The sequence below is a fragment of the Gilliamella sp. Pas-s95 genome, from assembly GCF_009795795.1.
GTDB lineage: Bacteria > Pseudomonadota > Gammaproteobacteria > Enterobacterales > Orbaceae > Gilliamella > Gilliamella bombicola.
The window spans coordinates 1-12,248 of the sequence record NZ_WTFC01000029.1; the positions used below are offsets into that span (position 1 = coordinate 1).

Here is a 12,248-nt window from a genome sequence, read left to right on the forward strand (position 1 = left end):
CAAGAAAACGGCATAAGTTTAAAAGCCCTGCCTCCTTTTATTCAAAGGAGCTAAGAAAAATTGCACTTCATGGTGTAATCTAGGTATGATAATGATAAAACTTTAAATCGTAAACGACGTTTAGCTCTTTTTTATTTTTATTTTATTTCTTTATATAGCGTGTTAATTATAAGTCAGCCAGGAGAAGGTATTTTTTCAAATATTATTTTTTTCTGGTCGGCTGTTTTTATTTTGATATTGTATTCATTTTTTATTAGTTTTCTTGAAACCCCACGTAGATACATAAAAAGAAAAAATGGAAATGATTAATTGAATTTAAATAGAAGATGTTGATATTTTATATTAATCATATGTCTTTTTATCAACTACATGAAAAATTAAAAGGTAGATTTGCATGGCTGTTGAAATGTGGGTTAGCTATTATTTTTTTGCTATTGTTGGGTGTTTTATTCGGCACTATTTTTCGGAATATATTGCAATGGACTATGATAATGATAAAACTTTAAATCGTAAACGACGTTTAGCTCTTCTTTATTTTTATTTTATTTTTTTATATAGCCTGTTTATGATAAGTCAGCCAGGAGAAGGGCTTTTTTTAGAACTTATTTTTTTCTGGTCGGCTGTTTTAATTTTTATATTGTATGTATTTTTTATTAGTTTTCTTGAAACCCCACGTAGATACATAAAAAAGAAAAAATGGAAATGATTAATTGAATTTAAATAAGGATAAAATTAATTTTATCCTTATTTATGCAAAGAACTTGTCAATCATAACCCTCAAAACATTAACAACTCTTTGACGCTTGTTTATAAATTGAATCTTCATTTTAAGTTATAGCACTCTATGTTATGCTAGCGCTAATATTAGTCACAGAATATCCCTTTATGATAAAAGATCCATTTTTTGACCGCGAAGCCGAGAAGTACGATTCCCCCATTGCTAGCCGTGAGCTTATTTTAGATTACCTTAAACAAGAAGCAAAACGAGCAAGTGTTTATTACGTGCCGTAAATGTTATGCCTTGTCTGAGAATTTAAATTATTTCATTAAAGACGAAGAAAGTAGTGAAATAAATTTATAAGTACCTCAGCTAGCAGAAATAGATAATGTAGGTAAAATAGTTGAAAATTGTGAGTTTATTATGGCAATAAGTTCTGATCCAACAAAAAATTCAGAATATTATTTATGTACTCGTCCTGATGGTTCGCAATATCGCAAATATGATGAACATCCGGAAGAATTGGAATAATAAATATGGTTGCTTTAATTTATATCTTATTTTATTTTTTTTCTATTATACCTCTTATTATTTCTTATCGATTTAAAAAATATTCCATCAGAGATTATAGATACGATAATGGGTTAAAGTGGAAAAAAAGAATAGTATTAATCTTAAACTATGCTGTCATATTAATGCTGATCATTATTTTAGGAGAAAAAAAAACAATCAGAGGATATTCATCTGAGTTTGACCTATTACTATTATCCGCTGGAATATTTATCTATATTTATCTATTTGCAATTGGCTGGCTTGAAAGCCCTAGACCTTTTAGAAAAAAGAAAAAATGGAAATGATTAATTAAATTTAAATAAGGATAAAATTAATTTTATCCTTATTTATGCAAAGAACTTGTCAATCATAACTCTCAAAACATTAACAACTCTTTGACGCTTGTTTATAAATTGAATCTTCATTTTAAGTTATAGCACTCTATGTTATGCTAGCGCTAATATTAGTCACAGGATATCCCTTTATGATAAAAGATCCATTTTTTGACCGCGAAGCCGAGAAGTACGATTCCCCCATTGCTAGCCGTGAGCTTATTTTAGATTACCTTAAACAAGAAGCAAAACCAGCAAGTTTAGAAAAAATTGCCCAAGCTGTCGACATTAAAAATGAAGAGCAAAAAGTGGCATTGCACCGTCGTTTGCGCGCAATGGAGCGTGATGGGCAAGTGGTGTTTACGCGTCGCAAATGTTATGCCTTGCCCGAAAAGTTTGACATGGTCAAAGGTAAGGTTATTGCCCACCGTGATGGTTTTGGCTTTTTGCGGGTAGAGGGGAACTCTGAGGACTATTTTTTAGCACCTGAACAGATGAAAAAGGTGTTACAAGGCGATGTGATTTTAGCCCAGCCTATCGGTACACAATATCGTGGTAAAACCGAAGCTAGGGTAGTGCGAATTTTAGAGCCGCGTAGTAATCAAATTGTTGGTCGCTATTTTATCGAGCAAGGTGTTGGTTTTGTGGTGCCTGATGATAGCCGTTTGAACTTTGATATTTTAATAACGGGTAAACCTGATCGCACTGTGCGTATGGGATCGGTTGTGGTAGTTGAGTTACAACAGCGACCAGAGCGTCGCCAAAAAGCGGTGGGTGTGATTAAAGAAGTCCTTGGTGAAATGATGGGGACGAATTTAGCTATTGATATTGCCTTGCGTAATCATGAAATTCCATATGAATTACCTCAAGCGGTTGAAGCCGAAGTTAGCAAATTTACCGATCAAGTGCCCGAAAGTGCCAAAAAAGGTCGTAAAGACTTACGCAATTTGCCTTTAGTTACCATCGATGGCGAAGATGCGCGTGATTTTGATGATGCGGTCTATTGCCAAAAAAACCGTGGTGGCGGCTATCGTTTGTGGGTGGCTATTGCCGATGTAAGTTATTATGTTCGGCCGGGAAAAGCGTTAGACAAAGAGGCTTGTTTGCGTGGTACGTCGGTTTACTTTCCTTCAAGAGTTGTGCCTATGTTGCCCGAGGTTTTATCTAATGGACTATGTTCGTTAAATCCTCAAGTCGATCGCTTGTGTTTGGTTTGTGAAATGACCGTATCTAATCGAGGCCGTTTGACAGGATACGAGTTTTACGAAGCGGTGATGAATTCGCATGCTCGGTTAACGTATACCAAAGTGGCTAAGATTTTAGAGGGTGATGAGGAACTTCGTGAGCATTACCATGACTTGGTTCCTCATCTTGAAAACCTCTACGGGCTTTATAGTGTGCTTGATAAAGCTCGTGTTGCCCGTGGGGCGATAGGGTTTGAATCAGAAGAGCCTAAATTTATCTTTAATGCTGATAAGCGTATTGAAAGCGTCGAGCTTGCACAGCGGAATGTGGCTCATAAAATCATCGAGGAGTGTATGATTTTAGCCAATGTGGCTGCGGCAAAATTAGTGATTAAAGCTGATATTCCTTCATTATTCCGTGTGCATGATAGACCCGATGAAGATCGCATAAATAATCTGCGTAGCATTTTAAGCGAACTAGGATTGTCGCTTGGTGGTGGAGCTAATCCTAAGCCTAAAGATATCGCCGAATTAATGACTGTGGTTGAAACACGCCCTGATCATGATATGTTGCAAACCGTTATTTTGCGTTCAATGAAGCAGGCCATTTATGATCCTGAAAATCGAGGTCATTTTGGTTTGGCGCTTGAGGAATATGGACATTTTACTTCACCAATTCGTCGTTATCCTGATTTACTTTTACACCGTGCTATTAAATGGATTTTAGCCGATGAACAACAAAAGACCAGTAAGACTGGCGGGTACCGTTATAATACAAGCGAAATGCTCTATTTTGGCGAACACTGTTCTATGACTGAACGACGTGCCGACGAAGCTGTGCGTGATGTGGTTGATTGGCTCAAATGTGATTATATGCAAGATCATGTCGGCGAAGTATTTAACGGTACGATTTCGAGCGTAGTTAATTTTGGTTTCTTTGTGCGGTTAGACGAGCTATTTATTGATGGTTTAGTGCATGTGTCATCGCTTGAAAATGATTATTATACTTTTGATGGTTCGCGTAATCGCTTAATTGGTGAAAATACCCGCTTTACTTATCGTTTAGGCGATAAAGTGCAAGTAAAAGTCGATAATGTTAATCCAGAAGAACGTAAAATTGATTTTTCACTGGTTGGCAGTAATAATAAGCCGAAACGTCAAGGTAAAACAGCAAAAGAGAAGTCTAAACAATCCCAAACCGATCAGCATGCTGATTTGCCGCTTAAGCGAAAACGCAAAAAATCAACTAGCGAAAGTAGTACTAAGCCAAGTACTAAAAAAAAGGCTAAACCGAGTGCGAAATCAAGCACGAAAGTTGAAGCGAAAGCTAAAAGTAAAAAACGTAACAAATCGAAACCAAAATCAGTCAATAAAACCAAATAAGTTAATAAGATAAAAGAGTAGCAGATAAATGAGTGAAACAGTTTATGGCCTGCACGCCATTGAAGCATTATTAGCGCGTTCGCCAGAAAGAATTATTGAAGTATTTATTATTAAAGGGCGTGAAGATAAGCGTCTTATTGCCGTTGTACGTCAGTTAGAGCAACTTGGTTTGCCAGTGAAAATAGCTAACCGTCAATGGTTAGATGAAAAGTCAAAAAACGGTGTACATCAAGGCATTTTAGCCATGGTTAAACCAAGTCGAGGTTATCAAGAAAATGATATTCCTTTACTTATGGAAGGGCAGATAAATCCTGTTATCTTAATTTTAGATGGTGTGACTGATCCGCATAATTTAGGTGCTTGCATAAGAACCGCTGATGCCGCTGGAGTCGATTTTATTATTGTGCCAAAAGATCGCTCAGCACCGCTTAATTCCACCGTACAAAAAGTTGCCTGTGGCGCAGCTGAAAGTGTACCGGTGGTTAGAGTGACCAATTTAGCACGCACGATGCGAATGTTACAAGATGAATATCAAGTTTGGATTGTGGGCACTGCTGGCGAAGCTGATCGTACGCTTTATCAAACCGATTTTTATAAAACATCAACAGCAACTTCGCTTGCATTGGTGATGGGTGCGGAAGGTGAAGGGATGCGCCGTTTAACTAAAGAGCACTGCGATGAGTTAGTCAGCATTCCAATGGCTGGCATTGTGTCATCGCTTAATGTGTCAGTGGCAACGGGTGTTTGTTTATTTGAAATTGTGCGGCAAAAAAATAGATAGTAAGGGATTAAGATGTTTGGGTTAATTAAAAAATTGTTATCTCGAAAAAAACAAAAGCCACTTACTGAGCGAGATCTTAATGGACGTAATCATGTTGGTTACCCTACTATGCAACTTTCAGGTGAAATTGACAAACTAATTAAACCACAATTTAAAGCAATTAAACCAATTATCAAAATTTATAAAGACACTTTGTTTTTTAAGTGGGGACCGAGTGTTATTAATGATAAATTATCTGATGATCAATTAGCCAAGCTTTCAGGTCGTAATTTGCAGATGGTTTATCTATTGCTATTTCGTGATATGCTTCGGCATATCGCCGGACTTGTTGAACTTAAAGATCAGCCTGCCAATTGGCCCGATCTTTTTGCTCAAAAAGTGCTTGATAACTGCCAAATGCTAAACGATGCCGATGATACTGATATCGCTAAAAAACAAGCGTTGTTTGCCAGTGCACAGCGTTATTCTATTGATACTCCTATCGATGATAAACACCCTGAAAATACCGAAATTCCTGATTGGACGGTGCCGTTGGCCGAGTTAATCATGCTGCCCTCTGACATGATTTATAAATGCCACCAGCCATTATTGACCGCAATAAAACAACGAAAAAAACGCCGTTAAGTTGGGGGGGGTATTGTCTATTTGGTGACAAAATGTGCTGTCACCAACAAAGTCAATGAATTGAGATATTGAGAAATGATTAACTTATTGCGCCTATTTGTTTAAGTAAACCAAATATATCGGGTTGCCCATATTCCTTTATTATTTTGCCATTTGAAAAATAGTAGAAATTCATAGCACTTATTTCAATTTTTTTCCCCGATGGTTCAATGCCAAAAAAATGCCCTTTATGTGTGCCGTTCAGTGTAAAGCGAGTTGCAACGATATTTTGTTCTGCAACAACTTCCTCCAGTTTCCATTGAATGTCAGGGAAAGCACTTCGCATTATGTTTAGTACATGCATATAGCCTGAAGGGCCTTTCAATGGCTCTGGGCTTGTTGGTGCATAAAATATTGCATTTTCTGAGATTATTTCTTTAGATAACTCAACATTTCCAGTATTAATAAATTCTAAAAATTTTTGTATAGCTACTTTATTTTCTTTGATTGACATAATTTCTTTTCCTCATGCTATAAATATTATTGGGTATGGTGATGCTTTTTTGATGAAAAAGATACACAATAAAAACCAGTTTGCAAACTGGTTTTTATATAGATTGCTAGTTTGTAAAGTAGGTAGGTGAATTTTAGTTGATGTTTTAAAAAATAAAATATAATCAATTTAATATTTTTTGTGAAAGTGATAACACTATTTTAACCCATATTCATCCAAAACAGATAAAACAGCCATGCACAAATCTTTGAGATCAAGGTAGAGTGAATAAAACATATCTATTCGGTTTGATAATTGATTATCAGTTTAAATTAATTTTGCTATATATTTTTTCAATCCCCAAAATCGTGTAATGACAGCATAATAAAATTGCTGGGTATATTATAAAATTAAGGGTGATCCATGCTGATATCAGCAAACCGAAACCAATGGAATCAATTAAATAATGCTGATATAAATAAGGATCTCGAATTAACTGAGGGATAATCATAAAAATAAGGCTAATTAAAATGCCAATAAGTAAACCGCAAATGATTAACCCTGATGTTTTTTTTATTTTGTTTAAAATGAAGATTGAAATAACAATAAAACAGAAATAACAAAAACCATAGTACATTAAATAGTAATATTCAGGTGTATTGTATTGTTTTTTGATAAAGCGATAACACCATTGATAACTTAGCAATCCTCCAATAAAATTAAACAACAATATAATAAATAACTTAATGAATTTCATTGGTTAATCCTTTGATTATTTTACCTAAACATGATGGACAAATAACACTCTTTCATCCTATATATTAATAAATTCTAAAAGTTTTTGTATAGCCGTTTCAGGCTATAAATATTATTGGGTATGGTTAATGCCTTTTAGATAGGGAAAATACACAATAAAAACGGGTTTGCAAAGTGGTTTTTCATATAGACTAATAGTTCGCAGAACAGGTCGTTGATCTTCAGCTGTTATTGTTAAAAAACAATTATAATCAATATTTTATTAACATTGTTTTGTGTGTGTTATTTAACACTATTTTCTTCTTTCAATCTTTTTTTCTTTTTTACTAGTAATTTTGCCATTTTTATTGGCAAAAATACCAACTAGGTAAGCAAATCTATCTCACTTATACTTAATTTATGAAGTCAATAGGTGAATAAGCTTATGCGAACAAGAACCATTGAGTTATTTAAGAAATTTATTTCAATCGACTATCCGATCACCTCCGAGATGTTGTCGGAAGAGTTTCAGATTAGTGCGCGAACCATTCGCAATGAAATCCAAGAAATTAATGAGTTTTTAACGCAAAGACAATTTCCTTTAATTTCAACAGTGCGTAGTAAAGGTTTTATAATCAATGCGACGCAAGATCAAAAACAGTTAATTCACAACGCATTGTTGGGCGTGCCAACTTCATCAATTTTAAGTAAAGATGAACGTCAGTTTGATTTGTTACTGTCTATTGCGTTTTCTGCCTCTCCAACCATTCTCAGTCATAAAGAAAGTGTTTTTTTTGTTTCAAAAAGTGTTTTAGATGAAGATATTAGAAAACTCAAAACTAGGCTGAAAAAATATGATATTGAATTAATCAGCCAGCCTAAACAAGGTATGCAGTTTGTCGGATTGGAACGCTCTATTCGTTTAATGATGTATGAAGCGATTAATCAGTTCGCCGGTAATTTAGAATTAGATAAACCATTAAATGAATTAAGCTTGATACAGCAGTTATTGTTTAATTATATTCCTCAATCTCTTATCTGTGACTTATTAAAATTAGCCCACCAAACTATTAGCCAGATTCATGATGAGATTTATATTCAACAACTGGTTGTTTTTACTGCTATTTGGGTAATTAGAAACCAGCAGCAACATCATCTCACCATGATAAGAACTGATTTTAATAATAATGATTTGGGCGAAATAGCAAAATTTATTCATTTGGTTTGTCGGCATGTTGCTTTGCAAGTTAATAGGCAAGAACAACAATACATTATTTATATGCTAGAAGCGTTCAATACCAAGGATATCAATAACTATATAGAGTGGGTAAATGCACAGTTATTAGCGATTAAGTTAGTTAATTATGTCGAAGAAAAAACACAAATTCCATTTTCAACCAAACAAGAACAGCTGTACGAAAATTTATGTAAACATTTAGCAGGTCTTATTGCGCGAGTGAGTAATAATATTCATATTATTAATCCATTACTCGATAACATCAAACAAAACTATGGTGCAATTTATTCAGTTATTGCTATGTTTATGCAAGAACTTGAAACGACCTTAACTCATAAAGTATCTGATGACGAAATTGCCTTTTTAACTATTCATTTTTCTACCTTTGCAAGCGCAATTAATCAAGAGCGAAGCTACTATTTTAAAGCAGTGGTCTTTTGTGACCATGGTATAGCAACTTCTAACTTATTAGCAGAAACACTTAAAGAGTTTTTTAATATTGATGTACTAGCCATTTTAGGACGTAATGATCAGAATTTATTAGCTCAACTCGATTTTGACTTAATATTTTCTACTTTTCCATTACCGCACTTAGCTCATCCAGTATTGGTGTTAGAACCGATTTTAAAAGAGAAAAATCATCCTATTATCACTGATTTCTTAGCTAAGCACAGGGCTAATCAACGCGTTGTAAATCATTTGGTTGATGCGACCGATCTTTTCTATTCATTGGTTGATTTGATTCAACAAAGTGGTGGCATCGTGTCAGGACCTATTTATAACCAACTCGAAAAATGTTTAGCGATTAATAATCTTAAAATCAATAAAAGGAAAATCCAGCCTATGTTGAAAGATATTCTTACCGATAATGACATTATATTGCAGCAAGATAGTTCAAATTGGCAACAAGCGATCAAAATTGCGGCTGAGCCATTATTAAAAAAACAATTTATTTTACCATCTTATATTGATGCCATGATTACGTCGGTCGAGCAATATGGTCCATATATCGTTATAGGCAAAAATTTAGCGTTGGCACACGCTCGCCCTGAAGATGGCGTAAACCAGTTAGGGGTGAGTGTCGTGACTCTCCGTCATCCCGTGGATTTTGGTAATTCAGAAATGGGACCTGTCAAAATCATATTTTGTTTAGCTGCTATCGATTCGTTTTCACATCTCAATATTATGCGTAGTTTGATTGAGTTGATTAATGATGAACAAAAACTTGAAAGCTTAATAATGTGTCATTCGGTACAGCAATTTAAGAACATTTTATTTAATGAACCTAATTCGAATTGAACCATTAAATTATAGGAGGATTGAAAATGAGTAATTTAACTATTTTATTTGTTTGTGGTGCGGGATTAGGCAGTAGTTTTGCTGCGCAAATGGCGACGGAAGACGTGCTAAAAGCGAAAGGAATTGATGCCAAGTTGGATCATACTGATATTTCATCTGCTGCTTCTATGAACGCCGATATTATTATCACTGCTGAAAATTTTCGCCCACAGTTTGCTAAGTTTAATATCCGTGAACAGACCTCAATTGTTTATTTGAAAAATATTGTCTCAAAAACTGAAATAGATGAGAAGTTAAGTCCAGTATTGCAACAAAAAGGGCTGCTTTAAATTGCCAAATAGGAGAATACTATGAACGTAATTAACTTTATTATCGATAATATTTTAACGCAAGCGTCGATAACAATTAGTCTCATTGCTATGTTTGGCTTGATGTTGCAACGTAAATCAGTAGGTCAAATTATTTCGGGATCGCTTAAAACATTATTGGGCTTTCAAGTGCTCAATGCGGGATCAAGTATCATTGTTGGCAGTTTGACCTATTTCGGGCACATTTTTACCGCTGGATTTGATATGCAAGGGATTATCCCGTCTATTGAGGCGATTAATGGCCAAGCCATGAATCAGTTAGGTTTAGGTCGTGATATTGCTCTGACTTTTTTGATGATTTTTATCTTTAATATTCTAATTGCCCGTTTTACTCGCTGGAAATATATCTTTTTAACTGGTCAGGCTATTCTCTGGATGGCAACCATGACCACGGTATTTGGTAGTTTTGCTGGACTTTCTGGCGTCGTGCTAATTGTAGTTGGCGGTTTTGTTGGTGCACTTTTTGCGGTATTTATGCCAGCTATTGCACAGCCGATTATTCGTAAAGTGACGGGATCTAATGACATTGCGCTTGGTCACTTTTGTACAATTGGTTATTTATTTGAAGCGGGTGTTGCTTATGTTGTGGGGGAGCGAGGTGAAAACAAACGTTCAATAGAAGAGATGAAATTACCTAAATCATTTGAATTTTTGCAAGATACCTATCTGTCAGTTATGGTCGTTATGATCCCTCTCTATATTATTACGGTTCTTTTTGCCGGCGAGGCGTATGCTTCAACATTATCGGGTAGCCAACATTATGTGATGTATGCTTTTACGCAAGCCATCATTTTTGTTGTGGGGATCTATGTGTTATTAGCTGGCGTTAGGTTATTGCTCGGTGAAATTGTACCCGCATTTAGAGGTATTGCGATGAAAGTGGTTCCTAATGCTATACCGGCGCTTGATTGTCCTGTGTTTTTTCCTTATAGCCCAAATGCAGTCATTTTAGGTTTTATTACCACATCAATTGGTACTGTGATTGCGATGTTGACGTTGCCAGCTTTTGGATTAGCCATGATTTTACCTGGAATGTTAACTAACTTTTTTGCTGGTGGTACCGCAGGCATATTCGGTAATGCTGTTGGTGGTCGCCGTGGTGCGCTCATTGGTGGTATTGCGCATGGTTTCTTTATTACTTTATTACCTGCATTACTGGTGACTATCTTTAATCAAATGGGCTTTATTAATGCTACAGCAACCGATGTTGATACAGTTACAGCGGCGTTACTTTATGCATGGATTTTAAGTCCTTTATTAAAGCATTTTTAGGATAGGAGTTTGCTATGTTTAACTTTTTTAAAAAAAGTAAACCCAAAAAAGAGTTGGTTGATAAACCAGACATAACAAGTAGCCTGACATCAACACAAATTGACCAAATTGAACAATCAATTAGTCAATTGTTACAACAAATTGATCATACAGATGATGCGGTAACTTTAGCCTCATTATATGAAAAAACAGGACTTCTTTATTGCCAATTAGATCGTGTTGATTTTGCAATTGAGTATTTAGAAAAGAGTTTACAACATAAAAAATCAATTGGAGAAGGTTATAAAGCATTAATGAATTTGTACAACCATAAACGTGCCGATGCAGCAAAACATGGTTCAATTGACGATATTGATTTTTGGATGAATAAGATGGATTCCATGCGCAACATTGCCAAACAAGTTACGGTTCAACGAGATTAAAGGAAATTATTATGTATACCACACTAAAAGATGTCACATTATTAGCTCAAAAACTCAATTTTACTGTTGGTGCGTTTAACACGCACAACTTAGAAATGCTGCCTGATATGCTACGCGCAGCGAAAGAAGTAGGTGCACCAATTATTATACAAACTAGCGTTGATACCGCACGCTATATTGGCTTTAAAGTATTGGTTAATGCGGTAAAAGCAATCGCCGATGAAGAGATTGTTGATGCTGTATTACATTTAGATCATGCAAAAAATTTTGATGATATTAAAGAAGCTATCGATAGTGGTTTTACCTCGGTGATGTTTGATGGCTCTTCTTTGCCATTTAAAGAGAATATTTTAAAAACCCGTGCAGTGGTTGAGTATGCGCATGCACGTGGCGTATCGGTCGAAGGTGAGTTGGGTACAATTGGTGGAACAGAAGAGGGCATTGATGTTGATCCTAATGATCGAGTTTATACCAAACCGAAAGATGCGTTAGCGTTTGTTCAAGCCACGGGTATTGATGCATTAGCTGTTGCCATTGGTACTAATCATGGACAATTTAAATCAAAAACAGAGGTGAATATTCCGCTATTAAAAGAGATTCACGCTATGGTTGATATTCCTTTGGTTATTCATGGTGGTACTGGTGTTAAAGAAGAAGATTACCCAGAACTGATTAATAATGGTATTCGTAAATTTAATGTAGGTACCGAACTATTAGTTAATTGGACGCAAGTTGCCAAAGATAAGTTTGCTGATACTGAAGTGAATAAATCATTACGGCACAATATTATTCCGGCTAATCAAGCGGTTAAAGAAATTATCAAACATAAAATGAGTTTGTTTCTTAACGTTAATAGTCGTATTAACTAA

Annotated in this window: 12 protein-coding genes; 11 read left to right on the forward strand and 1 reads right to left on the reverse strand. The window is 35.3% G+C overall.

The annotated features are described in order from the left end of the window. Positions 1-394 precede the first annotated feature (394 nt). From GQ598_RS08380 to GQ598_RS08405, 6 genes are all read left to right on the forward strand, one after another. The gene (locus GQ598_RS08380; protein ID WP_160403622.1) at positions 395-706 is read left to right on the forward strand and encodes a hypothetical protein; all 312 of its coding nucleotides are present in this window, start codon (positions 395-397) and stop codon (positions 704-706) included. 143 nt (positions 707-849) lie between these two features. Next, a complete protein-coding gene (locus tag GQ598_RS08385; RefSeq protein WP_160403624.1) occupies positions 850-1,011 on the forward strand; it encodes a hypothetical protein in 162 nt (53 codons plus the stop codon). Positions 1,012-1,254: 243 nt separating this feature from the next. Then, complete coding sequence (locus tag GQ598_RS08390; RefSeq protein WP_160403626.1) at positions 1,255-1,575, forward strand: hypothetical protein; 321 nt, start codon at positions 1,255-1,257, stop codon at positions 1,573-1,575. 179 nt (positions 1,576-1,754) lie between these two features. After that, positions 1,755-4,169 carry a ribonuclease R gene (gene rnr, locus GQ598_RS08395; RefSeq protein ID WP_160403628.1) on the forward strand — a complete coding sequence of 805 codons (2,415 nt, stop codon included), beginning with the start codon at positions 1,755-1,757 and terminating at the stop codon, positions 4,167-4,169. A gap of 28 nt (positions 4,170-4,197) precedes the next feature. Beyond that, positions 4,198-4,950 carry a 23S rRNA (guanosine(2251)-2'-O)-methyltransferase RlmB gene (gene rlmB / locus GQ598_RS08400; protein ID WP_160403630.1) on the forward strand — a complete coding sequence of 251 codons (753 nt, stop codon included), beginning with the start codon at positions 4,198-4,200 and terminating at the stop codon, positions 4,948-4,950. Positions 4,951-4,962: 12 nt separating this feature from the next. Continuing rightward, entirely contained in the window at positions 4,963-5,574 is a 612-nt protein-coding gene (locus tag GQ598_RS08405; RefSeq protein WP_160403631.1) for a hypothetical protein, read from the forward strand. A 79-nt stretch (positions 5,575-5,653) separates the two neighbouring features. Here GQ598_RS08405 and GQ598_RS08410 read toward each other — a convergent pair whose 3' ends face one another. Beyond that, positions 5,654-6,067 carry an ester cyclase gene (locus GQ598_RS08410; protein WP_160403633.1) on the reverse strand — a complete coding sequence of 138 codons (414 nt, stop codon included), beginning with the start codon at positions 6,065-6,067 and terminating at the stop codon, positions 5,654-5,656. A gap of 1,159 nt (positions 6,068-7,226) precedes the next feature. Between GQ598_RS08410 and GQ598_RS08415 the strand changes: the two genes are divergently transcribed. Genes GQ598_RS08415 through GQ598_RS08435 form a run of 5 tightly spaced genes read left to right on the forward strand, consistent with a single transcriptional unit; the run spans position 7,227 to position 12,248 of the window. Next, complete coding sequence (locus tag GQ598_RS08415) at positions 7,227-9,317, forward strand: PTS sugar transporter subunit IIA (protein WP_160403635.1); 2,091 nt, start codon at positions 7,227-7,229, stop codon at positions 9,315-9,317. A 26-nt stretch (positions 9,318-9,343) separates the two neighbouring features. Then, positions 9,344-9,646, forward strand: a complete 303-nt coding sequence (locus tag GQ598_RS08420) for a PTS sugar transporter subunit IIB (RefSeq protein ID WP_091346064.1) — start codon at positions 9,344-9,346, stop codon at positions 9,644-9,646. A 21-nt stretch (positions 9,647-9,667) separates the two neighbouring features. Beyond that, the gene (locus tag GQ598_RS08425; protein ID WP_160403637.1) at positions 9,668-10,957 is read left to right on the forward strand and encodes a PTS sugar transporter subunit IIC; all 1,290 of its coding nucleotides are present in this window, start codon (positions 9,668-9,670) and stop codon (positions 10,955-10,957) included. Positions 10,958-10,971: 14 nt separating this feature from the next. Further along, a complete protein-coding gene (locus GQ598_RS08430; protein WP_160403639.1) occupies positions 10,972-11,379 on the forward strand; it encodes a DNA replication initiation control protein YabA in 408 nt (135 codons plus the stop codon). A gap of 11 nt (positions 11,380-11,390) precedes the next feature. After that, positions 11,391-12,248 (forward strand): class II fructose-bisphosphate aldolase, encoded by an 858-nt coding sequence (locus tag GQ598_RS08435; protein WP_160403641.1) that lies wholly within the window; start codon positions 11,391-11,393, stop codon positions 12,246-12,248.